Here is a 25,889-nt window from a genome sequence, read left to right as displayed (position 1 = left end):
TCATAAATCTTTACTGCACGTCCCTCTTTCACTTACATATACTACACAATATGAATGGTCATCTAACCTGTAGAGGGTATAGGGCTATCACTTCGTGAAGGTATTCTTCACGTGCGTAGCGAATAAACCTTGTTTTCATTCTATAGCAAATTAATATTTGCGGCTGTTTAGCAATTCTATACATAAAGGCAGTCGCTTATGAAGTATTTATACTCTATTTTAATTATACCAACATTATTTCTTGCACACACAGTATACGCACAGTCCGGAAAGGTACAAGGCACAGTAAAAGACGCAAACGGCGAGGTGCTGCCGGGTGCAACTATACTTGTTGAAGACAGTGGAATGGGAACATCGTCTGATGCTTCCGGAAATTTTGAGATCACCTTAAAGCCCGGTCAATATCAGTTGACTTGTACGATGGTTGGCTTTGAATCTATAAACGTAAATGCAACTGTAACCGAAGGGCAGGTAACGACTGTTGAATTCCCTTTAACAGAAAGTAAAAATGTTTTGCAGCAAGTCGAAATCATTGGCCGTAAAGAACGGTCGTATAAGAATACATCTTCCTTCATTGGTTCAAAAACGGAATTGAATTCCAAGGACCTTCCGCAATCTGTATCATTCGTAACGAAGGAGTTGATCAGCGACCAGGGGCAGATGCGCGTTGGTGAAGTTGTTAAAAATATGAGTGGTGTAAATCAATTTACATTTTATGACGACATCACAATTCGTGGATTCAGAATCAACGGCCAAAGCAACACACAACTTATCAATGGCCTTCGTACGTCTACAGGTTTTTGGAAGCAGCCATTGGCGAATTACCTCGAGCGTGTTGAAGTGATGAAGGGACCTTCATCAGCATTGTTTGGGAATGCTTCACCGGGAGGCGTGTTGAATCGTGTTACGAAAAAGCCATTGGACTTTAATCGTAAGTCGCTTGATTTTTCATTCGGAAGTTTTAATACATTCAGAGCGTTGGCAGATTTTACAGGGCCGATGAATGCAGACCGAACGTTGCTATACCGATTGAACATTGGCTATGAGGATGCAAACTCATTCCGCGACCTTCAGTTCGACAAGAATCTCGTGATAGCTCCTTCTGTATCATTTCTCCCTACCGACAAGACACGTCTGAACTTTGATATCATATACAACCAGTCCAATAGCAGACTTGATCGCGGACAGGCAGCGAATAACAATGATTTATACTCTACTCCGATAACGCGTTCACTCAGTTCTGCGAACGATTATCTCAATGAGAATACCTATAACATTTCAGCTTCTTTGAATCACTACTTCACCGAGAAGCTTTCGGTTACACTGGCCTATTTAAAGACCGGGTATAATGAAGACTTGCTGGAGCACAGAAGTGCGAATGGTTATGCTGTAGATGGCGATAGTGCTTTGATCGAAGACAAAGTAGCGATGCAGGTTTTCCAGCGCAAGCGTAGAAGGTATATTGATAATGTCTCCATGTTCTTTAACTATGCTGCTACAACGGGTGCACTGGAGCACAAGCTGTTAGTAGGATATGATTATTCCCAGGACCAAGTTCCGGCAGGAGGTTCACAGCTTACTGCAAGTGGATATAGGAATGCCGCCAATACCGGATTTATAGCAACCTATAACCCGAAGAAGAAATCGAATTACTTGCTGGACGCCAATGGTAATCCGGTTCCCAATGCTGCACATTTTAACCTGGCAGATCCTATTGGTTCGCAGTTATTGAAAGATGTAAGTAAATATTTCTTTACACCACGTTCTTTTGATCCTACGTTCTATGAACTTCATGGTATATATGCACAGGATCTCATCAAGCTTGGGAAATTCCAGGCGCTGTTAGGATTCCGGTATGAAAAATACGTGGACAAGGAAAATTACCTGAAGCCTACAGAGAAGAAAGTAAGACAGGAAGCGTTCCTTCCGCGTGTAGGACTGGTATATGAATTACTTCCGCAAATCAATTTATACGGCACGTATGTAGAAGGCTACAATCCACAAACAGCATCTTCTATCTCCAACCCAAACGCAGGAGGGCCTTTCGATCCGCTGATGAGTAACATGATTGAAGCGGGAGCGAAAAGTGAATGGTTCAATAAACAACTTGCTGTAACGGTAGGAGTATATAGAATTATCCAGAAGAATACATTATATAATGCGAGCGACGCAAATAATCCTGACCTGTTGCGCCAGGTAGGTGAAGAAAAATCACAGGGAATTGAATTTGATATAGTCGGCCATATACTACCGCATTGGAGTATACTTACCACATACTCTCATAACAAAGCTGTTATTACAGAAAGTCCTGTTGCTGAAGAGATCGATCGTCAGAAGCCTAATGCACCGGCTAACACCGCCAGTATATGGACGCGCTATTCAATTCCGCATGGTCAGTTGGCGGGCCTTGGATTTGGTTTGGGGTCAAACTTTGTAGACAAGCGTATTCTGAGTATCAATGCAAATCAAACGGCTCCGAGTTATGTACTGGTTGATGCTGCGCTTTACTATACGGTTAACAAAGTGCGTGTTCAGTTCAACTTCAATAACATCTTCGATAAAACGCATTGGGTAGGAGGGTATGATTACCTGCGCATATTCCCCGGTAAACCCAGAAATTTTCTCGTGACATTAGGCTATACCTTTTAATCTCAATTTTATGGTTAAAGCAGTTCTTCTTTTTCTTCATCGATGGCTTGGTATAATCAGTGGGCTCGTTGTATTCATCGTGAGCATTACGGGCTGCATCTTTGTTTTTGAAGAAGAACTGTTCAGAGTCTTTCACCAAAATATAGTATATGTCAAACCTGGCGAACAGCTGGTGGATATTAACGAACTTAAAAAGGCAGCACAGGCAAGTATAGGAAGCGACAAGAATATAAGCGTTGTCTTTATTGATGATGCCGCTGATCGCGCATATTGTTTCTCTGCGTTTGAAAGAAATGCCAAGAGCACGAGCATGTGGGATAAAGATGAGATCAAGTATTTTTACCAGGTTTTCGTCAACCCCTATACCGGGGCGGTATTGGGTGTTGTTGACAAAGAGACCGAGTTCTTTTATGTAGTAAGACGAATTCATCAAAACCTGTTGCTACGCAGAGATATAGGGAACATGATTGTAGGATCATCAACGTTGATATTTCTGGTGATCCTGATCAGTGGTATTGTGCTTTGGTGGCCACAACGCATGGCTGGTTTGAAACAACGCCTCACGGTAAAATTGAGAGCACGCTGGAGAAGAGTAAATTATGATCTGCACAGCGTCTTCGGTTTCTATATTTTTCTGATCGCTATGATCATTGCTTCTACCGGATTGGTCTGGTCGTTTGACTGGTGGGAGAATGGTATATATAGTATGTTAGGATCTTCCAAGAAGGACGCGAAATTTTTAACGCAACGTGATACAACCTATACAGCTTCCGAACGTGGCGTTACACTAGCCTGGAGAGATGCCTTAAACCGCTATCAGGAGTTCGAGCGGATGTCGTTTAATTTTCCGACCAGTAAAAACAGCAGGGCAGGAGCCTTTGTACAGTACGAAGGTCCTTCGGCCTGGACTGACACTGACTATATATACTATAATGGTGCCGATGGAAAAGTCACACAGATTGTCCCACACGAAAGTAAATCAGTGGGCATGAAGTGGCGAAACACAAATTATGGTATACATACCGGGAAACTATACGGTTGGCCAACGCAGCTGCTCGCGGTCGTTGTGAGCCTGGTATGCGCTTCATTGCCAGTTACCGGTGTCATTTTATGGTTGGGCCGTAAAAAGAAGAATGCCATGCCGGTTAAAAAACAAAAATCTTTACAACCGCGGCCACGCGTACGCGCTCGGTCTAACCAACTCACATAGCCTTTCAACCGGTTTAATATCCTTACTTCTATCTTTTATTTCCATTCTTCACCAACTGACGAGTGTTAATTTTTAGACTTCAGCAGGTATCACCCCCTGTCCGGCTTTTTTCTCCCTCCCAAAAACTTGAAATTATCTATTTGAATTTTATAGTTTTGCAAAATGCTGAAGAGCGAAACTTTAGAGGATTTTTACAAGCGATACCCCGGCACGTATCCCGTGCAGCCAACAATTCCACGTCAGGCATTGGGTAATTTTAATGTAAATCTGCGTGAGTCGTGCGCGAAGTATGCACCGTATAATAGAAGAGACTATTATAAAATATCGCTGATTATTGGTCGTGGCAATTTATACTATGCCGATAAGACTATAGAGATCAACAAGAATGCGTTGGTATTTTTTAACCCGCAGGTTCCGTATGCGTGGGAAGCAACCTCGGATGATCAGTCAGGATACTTTTGTTTGTTCACTGCGGATTTTATTCATGCACACGGTAACGCAAGTATCCTCGAGTCTCCGTTGTTTCAAATTGGAGGCAATCCTGTATTCTTTATTAATAAGAAGCAGGAGAATCATCTCAGCATGATCTTTGAAAAAATGCTTTCTGAGCGTGATTCAGAGTATATTTACAAATATGATCTGCTGCGGAATTATGTTAACCTCATCATTCATGAAGCGTTAAAATTCCGTCCGTCAGATATACATCACCATGCCAGTGCGTCTTCGCGGATCACATCACTTTTTATAGAGTTACTCGAACGACAGTTCCCGGTAGATTCGCTCGAACATTCGTTGAAGCTGCGCACAGCCAATGATTATGCGACACATTTATCAATACATCCCAATCACTTGAACCGCGCAGTGCGCGAAGTAACCGGTAAGACTACCACCGAACATATCACTAGCCGAATTGTTAAAGAAGCGAGAGCGTTATTGGTGCATACGGATTGGAGTGTTTCCGAGATTGCTTACTGTCTGGGGTTTGAATATCCCGCTTACTTTAATAATTTCTTTAAAAAACAGACGAGCTTTACACCACGATCGCTCCGGAAGTAATGTTTGAATTTTATAATTTTTAGTTTGAAATGTATAAGCTTGAGAAAACGACATACTTATACCTTTGTTCCCTATAGCAGGACTCCACAAAGACCTGTCACCTAAATCCTCCTTGAATTAACTACGAATAACCGATGCTGTAAAAAAGCAAGGCGGCCTTGCATACCGTATATAATTTCGGTTACAGCAATCCGCTTTCACGCATCGGATTTCAATCTGACTTTCTTTAGGAAGAACAACGAATGGTGAAGACAAATCATAAGGATAAACGCTTTAGCACTTCCCATCACACAAGCTATACCTATAGAAATCGATTGCTACAACAGTATGGGTATACGCCATTTTTAAATATACTTTCTGATTTACGTAAGAAAATGCAAACTGAAATGCAAGCAGCGATGGCTGCACCACCAACCTTTCGTACGTTTTGCCGTTCGACATGGATTTTTATACTAACCTGTTTTTTACTGACGGACATTCGTGCCCAGGAAACCCGGCCATCTTTATCGCTGGATGAAGCTCTTCAGATCGGGGTCAAAAATTTCCAACGAATTCAGGCGAAGCAAAATTATCTTCAATCATCGGAAGCACTCACCAGGAATGCGCGCAATGAATACCTGCCGAACGTTATCGCGGCTGTTCAACAAAACTATGGAACTATAAACGGACAATTTGGTCCGCTGGGTGCAGTAGGTGTATTGGGTGTTGCATCGGCTGGTCCTGTATATGAGAAAGAAAGTTGGAACGCGGCGTTCGGTGCACTCTATATAGTGAGCACCAACTGGGAGGTATTTACATTCGGTCGTGTAAGGTCGCGCATAGACGCAGCGAAAGCACAAGTATCACGCGACTCTGCAGATCTTGCACAGGAAGAATTTATACATCGTATAAAAATATCAGGAGCCTATCTCAACTTGTTGGTAGCACAGCAGTTGATTCGCACAGCACAGTCTAATCTTACGCGAGCTGAAATTGTACAGAGGACAGTACGCGCCCGCGCACTCTCGGGGTTGAATCCCGGTGTAGACTCGGCACTGGCAAATGCAGAAGTATCGCGCGCGAAGCTTTCGTTAATCGACTTGCGCAACAACGAACAACAAGTGCGTAGTCAGTTCGCACAACTTCTCGCGATGAATCAGGTGGAGTCTATACTTGATACTACATTCTTTACACGAACACCGACTATATTTACTACAGATGTTACAATGGCGCAAAATCCGCAGGTAAAATTTTACCAGGCGCGCATCAACCAGGCTGAGAAAAATACCAGGCTTGTGAAACGAAGCATTATGCCAGGCTTAACACTCTTCGGTGTATACCAGGCGCGCGCTTCAGGTTTTGACTATAACTATACACCTGAATTCCCCGATCGCTTTTCTAAAAGTTATTCCGATGGTATAAATCCATCGCGTTATAATTACGTAGCCGGTGTAAGCTTGTCGTGGAATTTAGTAAGTCCGTTAAAAGTAAGACAGCAGGCCAGGTCGCAGCAATTTATCAGCGAAGCCTATAGAAATGAATATGACCAGGTATCGGTACAATTGCAAAGCGAATTAATCCTCGCAGATCAGCGTATCGAAAATAGCTTACTCAGTATACGCGAAGTTCCACTCCAATATCAGGCTGCTTCCGATGCCTATATACAAAAGAGTGTATTATATAAGAACGGCCTTACTACGCTTGTTGATTTACAGCAAGCGATCTACGCGTTGAATCGTGCAGAGATTGACAGGAGCGTTGCATTTCTCAACGTATGGCAAGCACTTTTACTTAAAGCTGCTGCTTCCGGAGATTTTAATTTATTCAGTAACCAGGCTCAAGCGCAATGAATTTAATACGATCCGCCCTTCGTAAACCCATTACCATTTTAGTATTGGTAGCCGGTATGTTATTCTTCGGAATAAATGCTGTGCGTACCATCAAGGTAGATATATTTCCTGCTATGAACCTGCCGGTAATATACCTGTCGCATCCGTTCGGAGGATATACTCCTTCACAGATGGAAGCATTTTTCGGCAAGCAGTATATCAACATCATGCTCTTTGTAAATGGTGTAAAGACTATAGAGACCCGAAATATACAGGGCTTAACCCTGATGAAGATTACATTTTATCCGGGCACAAACATGGCGCAGGCAGCTGCCGAGCTGAGTGCTTTTGCCAACCGGATTCAAGCTATATTTCCACCGGGATCGCAGCCTCCGTTCATCATTCGGTTTGATGCGTCAACACTTCCTGTGGGACAGTTGGTGTTAAGCAGCCCCATACGATCCAACAATGAATTGCTCGATCTCGCCAATGTATATGTGCGCGCATCGTTTACTTCTATTCCAGGATTGGTAGCACCACCACCCTTTGGAGGTAACATTCGTACCATCGTTATCAAAGCTGATCCGGAATTAATGCGTTCACACAACCTTACGCCCGATCAGTTGGTAGAAGCACTTCGGTTGAATAACCAAACTACACCTTCCGGTAACGTACGTATAGGAGACTATAATTACCTGACACCTTCCAACACCATCATCAAGACTATAAAGGATTTTGAAAAGATACCTTTATTCAAAGGAGGCGTGGAGAATTTATACCTGGGCGATGTTGCCACCGTAGAAGACGGTGCCGATATCACGGTGGGCTATGCGCAGGTGAATGGCAAGCGATCGGTATATTTAAATATAGCAAAGTCTGCGGATGCCTCTACATGGGAAGTAGTACAGAATCTCAAAAAGAATATTCCCAAATTCCAGGCGCAGCTTCCGGAAGATGTAACACTCTCCTATGAGTTCGATCAATCAACGTATGTAATCAATGCTGTTAAAAGTTTGATGAGCGAAGGGATCATCGGAGCAATTCTTACGGGATTAATGGTTGTATTGTTCCTGGGTGACTTGCGTGGTGCATTAATCGTTATACTCACCATTCCTACTTCTATTATATCCGGTGTACTCTTCCTGGAACTCTTCGGACAAACCATCAACATCATGACGTTGAGCGGGCTATCGCTGGCGATTGGTATATTGGTAGATGAGTCTACAGTAACGATCGAGAATATTCACCAGCACATGGCAATGGGTAAACCGAAAGCACTTGCTATATGGGACGCCTGTAAAGAAATTGCTTTCCCGAAATTGCTCATCCTGTTTTGTATACTCGCAGTGTTTGCCCCTGCGCTCTCGATGAAGGGTATACCAGGATCTTTATTCCTTCCACTCGCCCTGGCAATCGGGTTCTCCATGATTACTTCATATTTACTCTCGCAGACATTTGTACCGGTGATGGCGAACTGGCTGATGAAGGATCATACGAAAGATCATCCTGGTGTAAAGTTCGATCCTTCGCTCGATGCAGGACAACAGAAGATACATTTACTCGAACATGCCGCGCATGATAGCGGTGGCAAAGTATCGCGTTTCGACCGGTTTAGAAATCGCTTCATATCATTTTTGGAGCGCGTATTTCCATATCGTAAACTCATTGTCATTATATACGCTGTTACAGTAATAGGAGCAGCCGTATTGTTGCTGATGAATATAGGACGCGATGTATTGCCAAAAGTTAATTCAGGTCAGTTCCAGGTGCGCCTTCGCGCTCCGGACGGAACACGTATTGAACGTACAGAAGAAAAACTGAACAAGGCAACCCGTATACTGGAATCATTAGTAGGGAAGGAGAAGATCGCTGTAAGCTCTGCATATGTAGGACAGCACCCTGCATTATTTTCGATCAGCCCTATATATCTGTTTACCAACGGTCCGCATGAAACCGTATGGCAGGTAAGCTTGACAGATGACTTTGAAGGTACTATGGACGAATTGAAGGAAAGATTCCGTGAGGAGATGAAAAAACAAATGCCCGAGATACGTTTGTCGTTCGAACCGATTGAACTTACTGATAAGATCCTAAGTCAGGGATCGCCCACACCGATAGAAGTACGTGTAGGGAGTCGTAACAAAGCTCAAAACGAACTATATGCGCGGAAGATTGTAGAGAAACTGAAAGCGATTCCATACTTGCGCGATGTACAGATTGCGCAGTCTATAAGTTATCCCGCTCTGAATATAACGATCGACCGGATCCGTGCTGCACAGCTGGGTGTTGATATGACAGATATATCCCGCTCATTGATTGCCTCCACTTCATCGTCACGCTATACCGAGAAGAACGTATGGCTGGATGAGAAAGCCGGCTTGAGCTATAGCGTGCAAGTACAGGTGCCGGAAAATAAAATGAATTCCATCGATGACATTGGCCAGATTCCGGTATTGCGAAATACAACGAGGCCTATACTTGCCGATGTCGCTACTGTGGAAACCGATACTATATATGGTGAGAACGACAATTTGGGAGCTATGCCTATCTTGTCCGTCACTGCAAACATTAACGATAAAGATCTTGGTACTGCTACGACCGATGTGCAAGAAGCAATTGCATCTATAGGTGAATTACCACGCGGACTCAGCATTGAGACGATTGGCCTCAGTCAGGTGTTAACCGAAACATTGGACAGCCTTCAATCTGGTTTGCTGGTCGCCATCATTGTGATCTTCCTGATGCTGGCCGCAAACTTCCAGTCGTTTAAAGTTTCACTCGTAGTACTCACAACAGTACCCGCAGTAATTTTAGGAGCATTGCTCGTGTTGCTGATGACAGGCTCCACACTTAACCTGCAATCCTATATGGGTATAATTATGTCAGTAGGTGTATCCATCGCCAACGCAGTGTTGCTCATTACCAATGCCGAGCAGCTTCGTAAAATAAATGGTATAGCCTGGGATTCTGCAAAAGAAGCAGCAGCCCTGAGATTGCGTCCTATAGTCATGACCAGTATAGCGATGATTGTGGGGATGCTTCCGATGGCCATCGGCCATGGTGAGGGCGGAGACCAGGTTGCGCCGCTGGCACGTGCCGTGATTGGTGGATTGATCGCCTCTACCTTTGCAGCATTGCTTATATTACCTCTTGTATTTGCATGGTTACAGGAAAAGACCTCTATACAATCAGTATCACTTGATCCGGAAGATAAAGAAAGTAAACACTATATACCGTCAGCGTATGAAACGAAATAACCACCCTATAAAACTTTTACAAACTGCACTGAGCGTTGCCATACTGATGAGTATATTCAGTCGATGCAGCCATTCGGAAGGGAATGCTTCCACAAAAAAAACGGCAGCACCTGTTATTCCTGTTGTGGAGACATTCTTATTGGAGAAAGGCATGCTATCCACCGAAATAGAAATACCAGGAGAGTTGTTCTCGTTTCAGCAAGTAGACTTATATGCGCACGAAACGAGCTTCGTCAAAAAGTTACACGTAGATGTAGGCTCTGAAGTAAAAGAAGGCCAGCTGCTTGTATCACTGGATGCACCCGAAATTACATCGCGGTTAGCAGGAGCGGAGTCGCGTTGGAAATCACAAGAGTCAGTATATAAAGCAAGCAAAGCAAGCTATGAGCGTTTACTTGAAACGAGTAAGACTCCGGGGACTATATCCCCGAACGATCTCGATCAGGCACAAGCACGTATGAATTCCGACTATGATCAGTTACAGGCAGCGAAAGCCGGCTATCGTGAAATTTCAAACAACCTCGATTACCTGGAAATTCGCGCACCGTTCAATGGTGTGATCACAGCACGCAATGTGAATCCCGGTGCATATGTAGGTCCTTCCGGAAGGGGATCCGAGCGTCCGCTATTTACACTGCAGGAACAAAAACATTTGCGACTGGTAGTATCTGTGCCTGAAGCCTATATATCCTATCTGCAACAGAATGATGAAGTAAGTTTCCAGGTAAAGGCATTGCCCCAAAGTACTTTCAAGGCAACGGTAAAAAGACAAGCCCGGGCACTTGATACAAGGCTGCGTGCAGAGCGCGTAGAGATGGACGTTCAGAATGATGACAAGAAATTATTGCCAGGCATGGTAGCTGATGTAACGATACCATTGCCGGCACGCGATAGCACATTCATTGTTCCCAAAGCTGCGGTGCTTAATTCAGCTGAAGGTATTTTTGTGATCCGCGTGAAAGATGCAAAGACAGAGCGTATCGCTGTAAAAATTGGACGCACTTCCGATGGGAAAACGGAAATCTTTGGTGATTTAACTCCAGGCGATAAAATTGTTGCTACAGGTTCTGAGGAAATTAAAGATGGCACAACCGTTAGTACAAAAAGTAAAGTGTAGCAGGTAAAAGAAATACGTATAAATCAATTCATAAAAGCACCTGTGGTCTGCAGACCACAGGTGCTTTTTTTATATACATGCCGCAGAATATCAACGGTATGATTTTTTACTTAGTAATGAACACGGTGCAGTACCGGGTAAAAATGTAAAAAATGCTTTTTTTAACGTAACGATTTTTAGTTATGCAGACCATTGATGTTCCGATTACCGATGAAATATCCTTCCGTGATTTGAAAGAAGGGAATTCTATACAAGTGCGTGTTACTGTATCCAACGATGAGCAAAAGCGCATTGAAAAAGGAAGCTCTGTAAAAATCACGTTCGCGGATAAAACTGCGATCGCAAAAATTGTCTCCGAGCCAATCGTAATTGATGAGAAGATAGACGATAGTCACATTGTGTTATCGCTCATTGTAGAAGAGGCATAAAGATCATAAAGCATAGAGCAATACTACAAGTATAGGGTACTATACTCAATCTTACTATATATTATCGATTCATTTTAATTTTTATGTACAACCGTGGACTTATGGTATAAATCCGTTACAATATATTCGCTTGATGTTGAAACTTTTTTTGATTCTGATGGTGATGGTATAGGTGACTTCCGAGGCCTCACACAGAAATTACCATACTTGAAACAACTGGGTATAGATTGTCTCTGGCTGCTTCCGTTTTACCCATCTCCCAATCGTGACAATGGTTATGATGTTTCAGATTTTACTTCCGTGGATAGCAGGTTAGGTACATTTCATGACTTTCAGGAGTTCGTGAAGGAAGCGAAGCAAAATGGTATATATGTCTTGATAGACCTTGTGGTAAATCATACATCAGAGCAACATCCGTGGTTCCAGGAAGCATGCCGCGATCGTCAGTCACCCTACCGCGAATACTATATATGGTCCGATCATATTCCCGAAGGAAAACATGAAACAATCTTTCCTGGAGAAGAAGACCAAACGTGGTCATGGAATGAACAGGCAGGGCAATATTATTTACATCGCTTCTATAAAGAGCAGCCAGACTTGAATGTTCACAATGCGAAAGTAAAGGAAGAGATCAGGCGCATCATGAAATTCTGGCTTGAACAAGGTATAGCAGGTTTTCGCGTTGATGCAGTACATATACTCATCCAGGTAGATCTTCCGCATCAAGCACAGCCAACCGACAACGAAGCGATTATGAATGACATGAGGCGATGGGTTGAAGAATCGAACCCCTCTGCAGTGTTGCTGGCAGAAGCGAATGATGATATAGAAAAGCTTTCCCGGTATTTCGGCAAAGGCGACCGGATGCATTTACTTTTTGATTTTATATCCAACCAATATGTATTCCATGCACTGGCAACGCACACAGTTATACCATTTAAAAAAGCAATTCAGCAACTTGCTGCTATACCTATACCATCGTCATGTAACTATGTGAATTTTTTACGCAAGCACGATGAATTGAATCTTGGTAAATTAAAACCACAAGAGCGCGAGGAAGTTTTCAATGTATTCGCACCAGAAGAAAGAATGCGAATCTACGGACGTGGTATACGTAGGCGATTGGCACCAATGTTGAATAACGACCGTCAGAAGATTGAGATCATGTATAGTCTGATGTTTAGTTTGCCGGGTACATCACTCATCCGCTATGGCGATGAAATCGGGATGGGAGAAAATTTACATTTGAAGGGAAGAGAAAGTGTCCGAACAGTGATGCAATGGTCGTCCGAGGAGAATGGTGGATTTTCAACGGCAAAGACGCATGCATTGGTTACTCCCGTAATCAGCGGAGGTGATTTTGGATTTGAAAACGTAAATGTAGCCCGCCAACTTGAAGAGAACAACTCCATGCTGAACTGGATGAGGCAGATGATACAGTGCAGGAAGGAACTGAACGTTACTAGCATGAGTAAATTTGTGATGCTTGACTCTGAACATGATGCAGTGATTGCTTTTATGTATGAAGAGTATAACACCAGGTTTCTTACGTTTCACAATGTGAGCGAAACTCCTGTTACATGCGAGTTACCCGATGGATTGGGCGGGTTAACTTCTTGCTTCGGCAATGGAGTTATAAACGGCAGCAAACTTTTGCTTGGCCGGTATGGATATGCTTGGTTAAAGACAGTATAGATATAGTATAAATGTATGCGAATCGGATATCATGCTTCTCACGAACAATTTCTTCCCAGCGAGTTGCTGCGGTGGGTAATTCAGGCAGAGGACGCAGGGTTTCAATCCGTGCTCTCGTCCGATCATTTTTTTCCCTGGAGTGATCAGCAGGGACAAAGCGGCTTTGCATGGTCTTGGTTAGGCGCAGCTTTGCAGGCCACCCGCAACATTGATTTCGGAATTGTGAATGCTCCTGGTCAGCGGTATCATCCCGCCATTATAGCACAAGCGTGTGCAACACTTGCTGAAATGTACCCGGAGCGTTTCTGGATCGCTATCGGCAGTGGACAAAATCTGAATGAACATATTACCGGAACGCGGTGGCCTTCTAAAGCTGAGCGCAATATGCGACTTCTTGAATGTGCTACCATTCTGGAAAGACTTTGGGCTGGTGAGACTGTTACAACGCAAGGGCTGGTGGTCACGGAAGATGCACGTCTATATACGTTGCCCGCAAAGAAACCAATGCTCCTCGGAGCAGCAGTTACTGAGCAAACAGCCGAGTGGATAGCAAACTGGGCTGACGGACTAATCACAACATCCCGACCGGTAGATGATTTAAAGCGCATGCGCGATAAATTTATACAAGGTGGGGGTGAGTGCAAACCGATCTATATAAAGGTGCAGCTTTCGTATGATCGTACTGAAGAAGAAGCGCGTGGTGAAGCGTTGCTGCAGTGGCGCAATAATATTTTTGAAAATGATTTGATGACAGAACTTCGAACGCCTGCACAATTTGATGCAGCTGGTAAATGTGTTGATCTGCACGAACTCGAAGGCAAAGTGCTGGTAAGTTCTTCCCTTCAGCAGCATGTGGACTGGCTGGCTGAATATATAGAGGCTGGATTCACAAATCTGTTATTACACAATGTGAATCGCAGCCAGGAGGTATTCATAAAAGATTTTGGTGAAAAAGTTTTACCTGCGTTGAAATCTATAGTATAGATCCTGATGCAGGAAATGCCATGGTGCTAAGCAAAGCATTTTCTGCCTGGCGACTGTCGAGTCGTGTATGTTGCACAACGATGGGTACATCAGACTCAATCAGGCACGCGTAGTCTGTGGCAAGCGGAACGGGTTGAGGATCTTTAAGGTCATTGAACCGAACATGTTTGGTACGCCTTGCGGGAACATCAATGAGATAAGGACCAATCGGATCCTGATCACTAAAATATAGTGTGAACGTAACATGCGCTATTTCGTCACTTGTATTCAGGATACAGGCTGTTTCGTGGCTGGTCATGGCTGGTTCCGGACCTGTACTATATGAAGGTATATATCCCTCCGCAATCGCCCATATTTTTTGTCCTATAGCTTTCATAATAATTTCTTTCCTATAGAGGTTTAAAAACAGTGCCAGCAAAGCGGACTAGAATTCAGGAGGGGCACTATATTTTACGACCACTGCATTACTTTCATTTACATTCACCCAGGTCTGCTATACCGAAGGTGCCGGCTTTCCGGATGCTTACATTGTTTTTGAGATAGTCTTGAAAGTATTCAGCGATCCTTCTTTCCTGCAGGTTTTTTGATTTTTTCAACTGACTGATTTCAACCTGGTGATTTTTAAGAGACTCAAATTTCTCTGTTGTACGAACTAAAATAACACGCCCGCCAATCGGTTCAAACGCTGTTGATACGCCTGAGAAAATCCCCTGCAGTACATCTGGCTTTTCGCGTTGCCCAACCTGATATACATGATGAAACTGCTTGCCATTGTCTGTCTGCATCAGTATAAATAAGCAGCCATTTCTGAATTCAACACCTCCTGTATATACTTGAAGAGGTCCTTTTAACTGAAATTGTATTTTCTGATCAGCTTCAATAATTTTTACGGGTGAACAAAAGATCACACCATCTGCACTGTTTCTACGCAAGTATGAATGATATGTACCTATACTTCCTTTCAGTACAGGATGTATAGGGTTATCCACGGCATGTATAAAAGCCTGGAAGTTCTCGTGACCCAGGTATTCGGAAATCTTATCGAGTTTATAGGGTTGCACTTTTATTTTTTCACCCTTTCGGTTTTTGCCCTGTGAGATTTTTCTGAAAAGCGTTTCGTACAAATAACGCTTGCTCACGTTAGCATTTGTTTTTCCCTCTACCAGTTCACTCATTTTATCGAAGCCGTGAAAATCCAACGGTTGCCTCGTGCGCACAGATAGTGCATGAAGTAATTTTTCAATGTGCTCAACTTTTACTTCCATGACTATGAAAATTTAGGTCTGAATAATTTTTGAAAAGATCCGAAAACATTCTGTAATAAGACGAACAGTTTTGATTTAGCTACTCTTTGTGATTGAGCACCTTTACTTAGGTTTTCTAGAACACCGATCGATCAATCAACGGTCTCTCAGAGAAAGATCTATACCGAAGGCAAGTGAGGGGTGGCCGGAAGTATACATCTCCTTCTGAAGACTACAACACTCCATCACAGTAGTCGCGGGTAACCGCACACATCCGGACTTACGAATCCATTTGCTGAATTGGTAAACATCACTTCACAGGAGCTCTATGCCTTTCCGTGCGTGCCCGCTTTTGTCAAAACTCAAACTCTTAAAACTATGAAATTTTTAAAATACTTGTTTGTAATGTTTATAGCAATCTCTGCCTTCAGCTGCGATGATGAAGCTATAGTCAACAATGATGGGGACGATGATGATGACCCGATCATTATCGGACCACCCAAGACAAAAAGTACAGTGGCGTTGGATACACTTTCGAATCTTCCACAGTAAATATTTAGCGGTGAGGTCTAACAAACTTCACCGTTTTCATTTTTTTTAGTACCTTCCAAGTTAAGAGCTACTACCTACCTGACATGAAGCTTACTCGTTGGCTACTAATTTTTATTTTTTTGCCCATACTATGCTTTGGCCAATCCGGAAAAGATAGTTTACGCACTTTACTTCGCACCGCTATAAAAGATAATAATTCCGCTGACGCTGCGCTCTACCTTACACATATAGCCTTTCAATACTACAGTAACAAGCAGTATGACAGTGCCCTGGAATATTATTATAAGGCCATCCGGCAGCGTGATGCTATCCGTAACACCATCCTTATAGCCTCCAATTTCAATGATATAGGAGTTATTTATAGCACCAGGGGCGTACCCGATAGCAGCATACATTATTATACAAAGGCCCTGACATTGTATCAGCAGTTAAACGACACTGTACATACTACGGTGCTGGAAGCGAACCTCTCTATTATATATAAGGACAAAGGTATATATGAGAAAGCGCTCGAATACGCCTTTAATGGCGCCAAACGGCTGGAGACACAAGAGCCCAGCATCGCGTTAGCGTCTTGCTATAGCACTATCGGGCTGGTCTACCTGAAGATTGGCGAGTATGATAACGCGCTATACTATACCTATAAAGCATTGTCAACGCGAAAGGCTATCGGCTATATAAAAGGAGTTGGATTATCCTATAATAATCTCGGCGAGCTTTTTATCAGCATGAAGCAATACGATAGTGCTTTGGTAAACCTCGAACGCTCGCTTACTATCAAGCGCTCTACGGGCGATCGCAAAGCACTCACCAGCACACTCAATAATATAGGCGATGTATTGCTGGAACAAAAGAAATACGAAGACGCAAAGCAATATTATAGCGAATCGCTTACCATTAGCCGCGAACACAAGAATATAATCAGCCAGACAATCTCTCTCAACAACCTGGCAAAGCTTGCACTAGAGGCAAACGATACGGACCGCGCGAATGAATATCTGGAAGAAGCAGAAACATTAGCACGGCAGTCTGGTGCGCTCAATGAGTTTCGTAAAAACCTGGAGTTGAAGGTTCGTTTGTTTAATCTGAAAAATGATTTCAGGCAAGCCTTTCAGTATGCACAACAGTTACTGGCTATAAAAGATAGTCTCATGACCAAAGAACGTGCCGAAAGCCTAATGCAGATGCAGCTTCGCTATGACACCGAAAAGAAAGAACAGCAAATTGTTTTACTGGAGCAGCGACAGAAAATTAACCAGGCCGAGATAAAGACCAAACAGACTTTTATCGATGCATTGATTATAGGGCTTTGTCTTTTTGCCATAATCGTTGCATTGGTATACTATAATTCTCGTGTGGTACGAAGAAACAAAGAGCATGTTGAAATGCTGCTGAAGGAATTGCACCACCGGGTTAAAAATAATTTGCAGATTTTGTCGAGCGTATTAAGTCTTCAGTCACAGCAACTAAAGGACGTGAGCGCCATTCAGGCAGTTAAAAGCAGTGAAGGCCGTGTAAATGCCATGGCACTCATTCATAAGAAATTATATACCGGTGATCAAAATCGCGAGATCAATATTAAAGAGTATATCACAGAGCTTGTACAGTATCTTATTCATACGTATGGTTTTTCGCAGAAAGATTTCAATCTGGAGCTGCATTTGGAGGAGATCCGGATCGATATAGATAAAGCTATACCACTTGGTTTGATTATAAATGAAGTGGTTAGCAATGCTTTTAAGTATGCCTATATAGATCACGAAAATCCAACCCTTACTATATACCTGCAGGTCAATAAAGATCGAACGATCACTATATCTATACGTGACAATGGTATAGGCTTTATACCCGCTGCGGTAGATACGGCATCCGGAGCATTTGGTTTGAAAATGGTAAAGACCTTGACTAGGGAACTAAAGGGTACGCTCGACATCCGTACAGAAAATGGCACTTCGTTTTGTTTGAACATTCCTATTTCGCATTAATGGAAAAAATCAAAGTATTAATTGTAGAAGATCAGTTGCTGATAGCCGAAGACATCGCCTCGCGGCTTGAGAAGCACGATCTTGAGATTGCCGGAACGTGTTCCTCGGGAGAGGAAGCGATTGCTTCCATCGAGTATATATTTCCGGACCTTATCCTGATGGATATTAATTTATCGGGTACACTGGATGGTATTGCTACGGCGAAAGCAATTCAGGATAAGCACGATATACCGATTATTTACCTCAGTGAGCTCGTAGATAGCAAAACGGTTGATCGTGCCAAGAAGACTTTGCCGGCAGCTTACTTGTCGAAGCCATTTCATGAAGCCGATCTCATTCGTGCTATCGATCTGGCATTTCACAACGCACGTGCCCGAAAACAAGCTATACCATCAGCGCTGAACAACTTTGTATTCCTGCGCACAGATAATCAATCGTACTTGAAACTGGCGATGGAAGATATTCTATACCTTGAGGCGGACCGGGCATATTGCAGCCTGGTTTGCGTGAAAGGCGTGAAATATACTTTGGCAAGCAGTATGAGTCATGTACTCAATCAACTGAACAGCCGTGATTTTATGAAAGTACACCGATCGTTTACCGTGAATATAAATAAGATTACCGCATTTGACGGTAATCTTATAAAGTTGGGTACGCTCGAAGTACAAATGAGTAAAGAGTTTAAAAATGAACTCATGAGCCGCCTGAAGTTCATTAAGTAGCCTTCGGGAAAGTATTTCTGTGCTTTCGGAAAAATACTTTGAATAAAGACCGCGTAGATCTTATAATTCGCTTTTCGTATTTCATGGATGCTTCAGGCTATCGGTATGACGTTTTTATTTCGCACGCAGTGGAAGATAAAATTCCCATCGCGAACGAGCTTTCTGCCCGGCTGGAAAGCGCGGGCTTGAAAGTATGGTACTCTGGTTATGAGTTGAGTGTCGGAGATCATCTGACCAAAACCATCGTGGAGGGAATTGAGCAGTGCAGGTTTGGCGTGGTTATCTTCAGTCCGAACTATATATCTAAAATGTGGACGCTTCATGAATTCCATGCGCTGCTAGCCAGGGAAAGGGAGAATCGAAAAGTTATACTTCCTGTGCTCTTTGAGATTACTCCCGAAGAGCTTGCCGTAAAACATCTTCCTATAGCAGATATATTTGCTATTCGTGCAAGCCGGGGTATTGAAACCGTAACGCAGCTGTTGCTCGAAGAAATTGACAAACAGCGGCAGGTTGAAATCCGGAAATCAGAGTACGAACGGAGCCTTGAGATTAAAAGGAAAGTCAAGAGAATCTCAGTAGCAGTTTTACTCGGCTTGTGTATACTCGCGGGGTTCTATATAACGAATAGAATATTTTTTGATGGACCGAATGCAGCATTTATAGAGCGTTGTGTTCAAAATCGTCTTGCAACGCTTCAGCAGAAGGCCGATCTTATGGTAGAAGAGGAGCGTGCATCCCACCGAGCAAGGCCTACCACCGAGGAAGCGATCATTGGTATATATACTGATTTTAAAAACCTCGAATCCTATTATCGTAACGATTATATGCTTCATACCGGGCTGGAGACGATTCGCTCGAAGAAAAATGTGTCAACTGCCCTGGGTATAGATATAGAACTACTAAATCCATACAATGCCTATGGCTTTACTGATCCTGCATTGTACCTCACCAGGAATGATGCGGAGCAGACAATGGTATATTTCGTTGTGAACAAAGATCCGGTTGTTACCACGGTAGAGAAAGTAAAGCCACTTTCAGATTATGAGTATACCGCAGAAGTGAGCTATACCAATTATATACGACTGATTCGTACTACGTTAATTTTTTCTTCTCCGGAAGAAAATGCAAAAGGTATGAAGCGTCATGAGATGGATATTACGGGATTCCGGCCTATGGAGCGCTATATATTTACTAAATCCGGTGATCGATGGAGTTATGCCATATATTCTGAGTGAGCTATACAGTAATTGTTCCTGGAAAGAAAAATAGTCGGTTCGGAAAGTATTTCATACCACCGGGAAAAAATAATTTTCAGAAGAGCCAAAGCCACCTTACTTATCTGTCAATTTGAAACAGCGTCATGCGGCCACGAAGCAACATATTGAAAATTGAAGTCGTTCTTCTCTTTCTTGTATTACTTCAAAGCTGCGCGTTTAGTCAAACGGATGTTCAAACAGTATATATCACTGCCACCGGTAAGAGGTATCACACCAGCAAGTGTAGATACCTGAAGTATAGTCATGTAGCGATAGCTCTTCCGCAGGCAAATGAAAGAGGCTATACCGCGTGTAGTGTTTGTAATCCATCCCGTATAAAAGACCCAACTCCACCGGTCACATCGCGTCAGCCGGAACCAGCGCTGCAACAAGCTCAGCAGGCTAAAAAAACTGTACAAGTCAATGAGAAAAAGCCCATTTTGTCAACGCGATGTACAGCGCGAACAAAGGCAGGTACGCGCTGTAAACGAAACGCCAAAACGAATGGTAAATGCTGGCAGCATCAGTAAGATATAGCATTGAGCATTGAATATATATGAACTTCTATTGTGTAGATACAGATGTCCGGGAAGGAGGGTTTCACGAAGTACATCAGGTGCGATGTACCTATATACCTGAAGACAAGATAGACCTCGGGCCGTACCCATCTTGTTATGAAGCCGTGCGGGCAGCGCGAAAGTTTTATAAACTAATCCGCGGATGCCGTTATTGCTGTATGGAATGCTATACCTATAGTTGATATACTGCGTTACGCCACTGTAACAGAACTGTTTTGGTTAGCCTCGTTCTCCACAGAACGTATCAGCACTTCTGTAAGTTGTTTGGCACTACTTTCAAGTCCTGAAAGATGTTGTGAGAGCTCCCGCAAAGTTGCCTGTGAAAGCTTGGTGTCGTTCACCACAGATTGGTATTCCTTTTGTGTCATGGCCTCCACAGTTGAACAACAATCCTGCAGCGTTCTGCGCTTATAGGCGACCTCAAATTTCATCCAACGCAAAGCCTTCCGATACATCGTATCTTTCGTGAGATCCAATGCCTGGGCTGAACCATATGCGATCAGCCAACGGGAAAGGTGGTCTTTTAAGACCTGTGACTGATATGCAAATTCATGAAAAAGGCTATACAATGCAGCATTTTTAGTGATCAAAGCGGCATGTTTATAGAACTCTTCGCGCTCGTGATTGGCCATGATAAGCCTGACCAGATCATCTACATTTTTAACGACATCTTTCATTTGGGTCGAGGATAATTATGGAAACTGTAAAATATTGTGCCAACCCCGAGGGCGAAGTCATTCGGACGCTATATAGATCGTTGCTATATTCGAAAATCACGGGTTGGAATCTTCGAGCTGATCTGTAGTCAGTGCAATGATACGGTCATCAACACTCAGTGGATCACCACGTCCGTCTTGATTGCTCACCGCTATATATAGCTTGCCGTCCGGACCTTGGATTACATTTCTGAGGCGTCCTAACTTCTGGTATAAATAGCGGTCTACACGCTGGATCTTGGTGGCATCAGAAGGATCAAACACGGCACGATATAGGGCCTGACCACGCAAGCCGGTGAATACCAGCGACCCTTGCCAATTACCTTGTGTTATGAAAATTCCTCCTGTCGGAGCCCACGTCGTTGTATCTCCACTGTGATATACCGGTGTTTCCAATCCCGGTTTTGTTTCGCTGCCACGAATGATCGGCCAGCCATAATTGTGGCCTGGTAAAATTCTGTTAATCTCATCACGGCAGCAACCTTGTTCCTCGGATGGTCCGTGTTCTGTAGACCAAAGTTCATGCGTCTGCGGATGAAACGCCAACCCTTGCGGATTGCGGTGTCCCAGGGAGTATATATAGGACTGCGGGTTCGGATTATCCGATGGTATTTCCCCTGAGGACGTGAGCCGTAATATTTTTCCATTGAGAACATTTGGATCTTGTGCAAGATCTGGCATATAGCGTTCGCCCACGGCCCAATATAGCATACCATCAGGACCAAATTCCAGTGGTCCGCTGTTATGGACATAGTTTCCTTCTATGCCATCCATTAATACTTTATCAAATACAGGTTTTTTGGAAGTGTTCTCTTTATACCGAACCAATTTGTTCACAAGCTTCAGCGGAGCTTTGGAAGCCGCGTAAGTATACCCTATATATACATATCCGTTTTGACTGAACTGCGGATCAAGTGTAAATCCCAACAACCCTGACTCACCAACTTCCAGTACAACGGAATCAAGCCCAAGCCATACGGATACTTTTCCATTGTCAACTACGGCTACACTGCCGGGCCGTTGTGTAAAAAATAATCTGCCATCCGGTGCAAACACCATTTCCCAGGGAGTGTCCAGGTGATCTGCATAGGTTTCATCGTGATATGCCGGAACGTCATCATCATCACCATCATCATCGAACCAATCATCACAGGCTGTCAACATTAAACAGGAGAGGAGTAAAGTGCAGGAAAGTAGGCGATAAAAATGGGTCAATTTTTCTTTCATATAAAAATCGTTTTAAAATGTATATATAGGGGCGAGGAGGAGAACGGTGATATAGCGGGGTTCGAAAAAATTATTCCCTTGGTTATGGCTGCGATGGGTTTTGCGTTATGGGTAATTAATGCTCCGGAAGGATTGCGCACGGTACATAAGGTGTGGTGGAAAATGTTCGGAAAAGAAATTGGTCCATCCGGAAACAAATTCCCGGTGTTCGGAAAGTAAATTAAATCATGATATACCGCGTGGTTAGTTTGGTTCTGTCAATGTAACGACTGTCTAAATTAACTGTCTCATGGATTTCAAGGATCAGATTAAACAACTGGGTGATCGCGTAGCGAAGATGTTGCCACAGATACAAACGGAAGAAGCTACCAAGACTTCTCTTACATTACCTTTTATCCAGATTCTTGGGTATGACATCTTTAATCCATCAGAAGTGAACCCGGAGTTCGTGGCCGATCTTGGAATAAAGAAAGGTGAGAAGGTGGACTACGCCATCATGAAAGACGGAGAACCGATTTTGCTTATTGAGTGCAAGCACACTATCAGGAAAAACTCGATCCGCACAACTCGCAGCTGTTTCGTTACTTTCATACTACCAAGGCTAAATTTGGTTTGCTCACAAACGGATTGCACTATAGATTCTATACCGACCTGGTGGAACCCAACAAAATGGACGAGAAACCTTTTTTTGAATTTCTGCTCACCGAGATCAAGGAAGCCGAAGTAGATGAGCTTAAGAAATTCCATAAATCATATTTCAATCTTGAAAGTATTTTTACAACGGCAAGCGAGTTAAAGTATTCGAACGAGATCAAGGCTGTATTGTCATCAGAATTCAAAGAACCATCCGAAGAGTTTGTTTGATTTTTCATCTCGAAGGTATATGATGGAAAAGCAATGGCAAAAGTAGTGTCTCAATTTACGGGCATTGTTAAAAAATCCATTGGACAGTTGATCAGCGATATGATCAGTGATCGCCTCAAGGCGGCTTTGGCAAAAGATGCTGAAACTGAAAAACAGCGAGAGGTAAGTGAGACTGCTGTGAAGCCTGAAGAAGACAAGAGTATAGAAACAACAGCTCAGGAACTTGAAGGCTTCATGATTGTGAAATCGATTATCCGGAAAAGAATTGATGCACAGCGAATCGTAGGACGAGACACGAAAACATACTATGGCATTTTGCTGGACGATAACAATCGTAAACCCTTATGTCGCTTATGGCTTAATGGTACAAAGAAATACCTGGGGTTATTTGATGATGCTAAAAATGAAACTCGTCATGAGCTTCAAAAGCTCGATGATATTTTTAATCACACCGAACAACTTTTGAAAAGTGTTGATGCGTATGAGAAAGAAGAAAAAGTACCTGCTTAAACCGGCATTAATTTAGCAGTCCTGTATATACTATATATCACGACCCTTACTCTGGCAGAGCGAATGAAAATATAGCGCCTTCATTGGGCTTTGCTTCGGCCCATACGCGACCGCCATGTTTGGTAACGATCCGATGTACGATAGCAAGACCAACGCCTGTGCCTTCAAAATCATTTGGCTTGTGCAACCGCTGAAATACGCCGAACAGCTTGTCAGCATATTCCATGTCGAAACCAGCACCATTATCTTTTACATAGTATATAATTTCGTTTTTATCTGTATACGAACCGACCTCAACTTTAGGCTGCTCTTTCTTAGCAGAGTATTTTAATGCATTGGAGATAAGGTTTATCCATACCTGTGTGAGTAACGCCTGGTCAGCCTGCACCGGTGTTAGCGGATTTATAATTACTTCTGCGTTGTATTTGTTTACATCCACAATCTCATCCGATATACTCTTGACCATGGGCTGTACCTCTACCATTGTTTTTTTAATTTCCTTTCTTCCCATCTTCGAAAATTCCAGCAAGTCGTCAATGAGGGTTCCCATCTTGAGCGCATTCTTGCGAATGATACCAAGCAACCGCTTTCCCTCATCGTCAAGCGAATCCTGATAATCTTCTTCCAGCATTTTAGAAAAGCCTGCCAGTGCTCGCACCGGTGCGCGAAGATCATGCGACACCGAATATGAAAAGGACTCCAGTTCTTTATTTACTTCTTCTAACTGAAGGAGATTTTTGTTCAGATCTGCATTCAGTTTTTTTATTTGCGCATCTGCTTTTTCAAGCGACTGATTTTTTTCCAAAAGCTCTTTTTTCTGTAACTGTATTTTAAGAAGCACAGATACTTTGGCCGTTGTAAGTTCAGGGTCCAGTGGTTTTGAAAGATAGTCTACACCACCTTCTTCAAATCCTTTCATAATAGACTGCCTTTCTTTCTTCTCAGCGGATGCAAAAATGATGGGTATATCTTTTGTTTTTTTGTTGAGTTTTAAAATTTGTGCTACTTCAAAGCCATCCATTTCCGGCATCTGTACATCGAGTATTATCAAATCGATGTCGTTGTTAAGAGCGAACTTTAGCGCATCATTTCCATTGGTAGCACTTAGAAATGTACGTCCGGGTTTATCCAGCAAAGTTTCCAATGCATAGAGATTTGAGGGTTTGTCATCAACCATTAATATAGTTACCTGCTCTTGCATGTTACTTTATCTTCATGAATATTTTTTCCTTCTTATCAGTCTCTTCGAAGTAATCTTTTTTATCAGCAAACAAAAGTGATTCCTTGTCTCCCAGTCCGAGGAACCCGAATGGGCAAAGGCTTTCATAAAACAGGTCTACTACTCGGTTTTGAAGGTTTTGATTGAAATACATAATTACATTGCGACAAATGATCAGTTGGAACTCATTAAATGACTGATCTGCGACCAGGTTATGTGGAGAGAAGACTACATTTTCACGCAAGGATTTATCAAACATCACTGAACTATATTTGGCCATATAATATTCTGAAAATGACTTTTTCCCTCCCGCATCCAGGTAGTTACTGGTATATAGTTTCATATTTGTAAGGGAGTATACGCCTTCACGGGCGGTTTGAAGCGACTTTTGATTTATATCCGTGGCATAAATGATTGATCGTTCGAGAAGGTTTTCTTCTTTTAAAAGTATAGCCATCGAATATACCTCCTGCCCGGTAGCGCAGCCCGCAATCCAGATGCGAAGTATAGGATAAGTAGCCAGCCGTTTTACAAGATTATCGCGGATACTTTTATAGAAAGTCGGGTCGCGAAACATTTCAGTAACGGTTACCGACAACTCCTGCACAAATTCTTCGAAGATGCGCTCATCTTTTAAAAGCAGCTTCCCTAATTTATCGAGAGCATAAATTTCTTTATTCTTCATAAAGTGAATGATCCTTCGCTTCACCGATAATTCGGCATACTCGGTAAAGTCATAACCGTATATAAAGCGGATCGATTCCAGCAGTTCTTTATATTCATTATGGTCGATCGTAATGGACATCTTT

The 25,889-nt window shown here is 42.9% G+C and carries 23 protein-coding genes; 17 read left to right on the top strand and 6 right to left on the bottom strand.

Features of this window, described 5'->3' with window-relative positions:
- Positions 1-198: 198 nt before the first annotated feature.
- The 9 genes from B5Y40_RS24660 to B5Y40_RS24620 all read left to right on the top strand — a co-directional run bounded on the left by B5Y40_RS24660 (position 199) and on the right by B5Y40_RS24620 (position 14,204).
- Complete coding sequence (locus B5Y40_RS24660; RefSeq protein ID WP_079689533.1) at positions 199-2,649, top strand: TonB-dependent receptor; 2,451 nt, start codon at positions 199-201, stop codon at positions 2,647-2,649.
- A 10-nt stretch (positions 2,650-2,659) separates the two neighbouring features.
- Positions 2,660-3,859, top strand: coding sequence for a PepSY-associated TM helix domain-containing protein (locus B5Y40_RS24655; protein WP_079689532.1), 1,200 nt, complete (start codon positions 2,660-2,662; stop codon positions 3,857-3,859).
- A 162-nt stretch (positions 3,860-4,021) separates the two neighbouring features.
- On the top strand, positions 4,022-4,915 hold the full coding sequence (locus B5Y40_RS24650; RefSeq protein WP_079689531.1) for a helix-turn-helix domain-containing protein: 894 nt from the start codon (positions 4,022-4,024) through the stop codon (positions 4,913-4,915).
- Between the two features lie 242 nt (positions 4,916-5,157).
- Positions 5,158-6,744, top strand: coding sequence for a TolC family protein (locus B5Y40_RS24645; protein WP_079689530.1), 1,587 nt, complete (start codon positions 5,158-5,160; stop codon positions 6,742-6,744).
- Positions 6,741-9,980 carry an efflux RND transporter permease subunit gene (locus B5Y40_RS24640; RefSeq protein ID WP_079689529.1) on the top strand — a complete coding sequence of 1,080 codons (3,240 nt, stop codon included), beginning with the start codon at positions 6,741-6,743 and terminating at the stop codon, positions 9,978-9,980. The genes B5Y40_RS24645 and B5Y40_RS24640 overlap by 4 nt, the downstream gene beginning before the upstream one ends.
- Positions 9,967-11,097 (top strand): efflux RND transporter periplasmic adaptor subunit, encoded by a 1,131-nt coding sequence (locus tag B5Y40_RS24635; RefSeq protein ID WP_079689528.1) that lies wholly within the window; start codon positions 9,967-9,969, stop codon positions 11,095-11,097. Before B5Y40_RS24640 ends, B5Y40_RS24635 begins: the two co-directional genes overlap by 14 nt.
- 182 nt (positions 11,098-11,279) lie before the next feature.
- Complete coding sequence (locus B5Y40_RS24630; RefSeq protein ID WP_079689527.1) at positions 11,280-11,525, top strand: hypothetical protein; 246 nt, start codon at positions 11,280-11,282, stop codon at positions 11,523-11,525.
- Positions 11,526-11,618: 93 nt separating this feature from the next.
- Positions 11,619-13,220: an alpha-amylase family protein gene (locus B5Y40_RS24625; protein ID WP_079689526.1), complete on the top strand. Its 1,602-nt coding sequence runs from the start codon at positions 11,619-11,621 to the stop codon at positions 13,218-13,220.
- Positions 13,221-13,235: 15 nt separating this feature from the next.
- Positions 13,236-14,204 (top strand): TIGR03885 family FMN-dependent LLM class oxidoreductase, encoded by a 969-nt coding sequence (locus tag B5Y40_RS24620; RefSeq protein ID WP_079689525.1) that lies wholly within the window; start codon positions 13,236-13,238, stop codon positions 14,202-14,204.
- Here B5Y40_RS24620 and B5Y40_RS24615 read toward each other — a convergent pair.
- Positions 14,194-14,580: a sensory rhodopsin transducer gene (locus B5Y40_RS24615; RefSeq protein WP_079689524.1), complete on the bottom strand. Its 387-nt coding sequence runs from the start codon at positions 14,578-14,580 to the stop codon at positions 14,194-14,196. The two genes, B5Y40_RS24620 and B5Y40_RS24615, sit on opposite strands and share 11 nt — an antisense overlap.
- Before the next feature lie 94 nt (positions 14,581-14,674).
- On the bottom strand, positions 14,675-15,469 hold the full coding sequence (locus tag B5Y40_RS24610; protein WP_079689523.1) for a hypothetical protein: 795 nt from the start codon (positions 15,467-15,469) through the stop codon (positions 14,675-14,677).
- A gap of 357 nt (positions 15,470-15,826) precedes the next feature.
- On the opposite strand from B5Y40_RS24610, the gene B5Y40_RS29715 reads away from it, so the two are divergent.
- The 5 genes from B5Y40_RS29715 to B5Y40_RS29795 all read left to right on the top strand — a co-directional run bounded on the left by B5Y40_RS29715 (position 15,827) and on the right by B5Y40_RS29795 (position 20,496).
- On the top strand, positions 15,827-16,000 hold the full coding sequence (locus tag B5Y40_RS29715; protein ID WP_159453806.1) for a hypothetical protein: 174 nt from the start codon (positions 15,827-15,829) through the stop codon (positions 15,998-16,000).
- 83 nt (positions 16,001-16,083) lie between these two features.
- Positions 16,084-17,985: a tetratricopeptide repeat-containing sensor histidine kinase gene (locus B5Y40_RS24605; RefSeq protein WP_079689522.1), complete on the top strand. Its 1,902-nt coding sequence runs from the start codon at positions 16,084-16,086 to the stop codon at positions 17,983-17,985.
- Positions 17,985-18,707, top strand: coding sequence for a response regulator (locus B5Y40_RS24600; RefSeq protein ID WP_079689521.1), 723 nt, complete (start codon positions 17,985-17,987; stop codon positions 18,705-18,707). Before B5Y40_RS24605 ends, B5Y40_RS24600 begins: the two co-directional genes overlap by 1 nt.
- Before the next feature lie 38 nt (positions 18,708-18,745).
- Positions 18,746-19,945: a toll/interleukin-1 receptor domain-containing protein gene (locus tag B5Y40_RS24595; RefSeq protein WP_143785932.1), complete on the top strand. Its 1,200-nt coding sequence runs from the start codon at positions 18,746-18,748 to the stop codon at positions 19,943-19,945.
- A gap of 125 nt (positions 19,946-20,070) precedes the next feature.
- Positions 20,071-20,496, top strand: a complete 426-nt coding sequence (locus tag B5Y40_RS29795) for a hypothetical protein (RefSeq protein WP_079689519.1) — start codon at positions 20,071-20,073, stop codon at positions 20,494-20,496.
- A 239-nt stretch (positions 20,497-20,735) separates the two neighbouring features.
- Here B5Y40_RS29795 and B5Y40_RS24585 read toward each other — a convergent pair whose 3' ends face one another.
- Together B5Y40_RS24585 and B5Y40_RS24580 are read right to left on the bottom strand one after the other, a co-directional pair.
- Positions 20,736-21,221 carry a hypothetical protein gene (locus tag B5Y40_RS24585; RefSeq protein ID WP_079689518.1) on the bottom strand — a complete coding sequence of 162 codons (486 nt, stop codon included), beginning with the start codon at positions 21,219-21,221 and terminating at the stop codon, positions 20,736-20,738.
- A gap of 96 nt (positions 21,222-21,317) precedes the next feature.
- The gene (locus B5Y40_RS24580; protein WP_079689517.1) at positions 21,318-22,487 is read right to left on the bottom strand and encodes a PQQ-dependent sugar dehydrogenase; all 1,170 of its coding nucleotides are present in this window, start codon (positions 22,485-22,487) and stop codon (positions 21,318-21,320) included.
- Here B5Y40_RS24580 and B5Y40_RS24575 point away from each other — a divergent pair.
- From B5Y40_RS24575 to B5Y40_RS29965, 3 genes are all read left to right on the top strand, one after another.
- Positions 22,467-22,706: a hypothetical protein gene (locus B5Y40_RS24575; RefSeq protein ID WP_079689516.1), complete on the top strand. Its 240-nt coding sequence runs from the start codon at positions 22,467-22,469 to the stop codon at positions 22,704-22,706. The two genes, B5Y40_RS24580 and B5Y40_RS24575, sit on opposite strands and share 21 nt — an antisense overlap.
- 309 nt (positions 22,707-23,015) lie before the next feature.
- Complete coding sequence (locus tag B5Y40_RS29970) at positions 23,016-23,351, top strand: hypothetical protein (protein WP_245840762.1); 336 nt, start codon at positions 23,016-23,018, stop codon at positions 23,349-23,351.
- 33 nt (positions 23,352-23,384) lie between these two features.
- Positions 23,385-23,861: a hypothetical protein gene (locus B5Y40_RS29965; RefSeq protein ID WP_245840760.1), complete on the top strand. Its 477-nt coding sequence runs from the start codon at positions 23,385-23,387 to the stop codon at positions 23,859-23,861.
- A gap of 46 nt (positions 23,862-23,907) precedes the next feature.
- Here B5Y40_RS29965 and B5Y40_RS24565 read toward each other — a convergent pair whose 3' ends face one another.
- Together B5Y40_RS24565 and B5Y40_RS24560 are read right to left on the bottom strand one after the other, a co-directional pair.
- Positions 23,908-25,062: an ATP-binding protein gene (locus B5Y40_RS24565; RefSeq protein ID WP_079689515.1), complete on the bottom strand. Its 1,155-nt coding sequence runs from the start codon at positions 25,060-25,062 to the stop codon at positions 23,908-23,910.
- A gap of 1 nt (position 25,063) precedes the next feature.
- Positions 25,064-25,885, bottom strand: coding sequence for a CheR family methyltransferase (locus B5Y40_RS24560; RefSeq protein ID WP_079689514.1), 822 nt, complete (start codon positions 25,883-25,885; stop codon positions 25,064-25,066).
- Between the last annotated feature and the right edge of the window lie 4 nt (positions 25,886-25,889).

The sequence above is a fragment of the Ohtaekwangia koreensis genome (genome assembly GCF_900167975.1).
Taxonomy (GTDB): Bacteria; Bacteroidota; Bacteroidia; order Cytophagales; family Cyclobacteriaceae; genus Ohtaekwangia; species Ohtaekwangia koreensis.
Note: the sequence above shows the minus strand (reverse complement) of the source record. Positions and strands in the feature narration are given on the sequence as shown.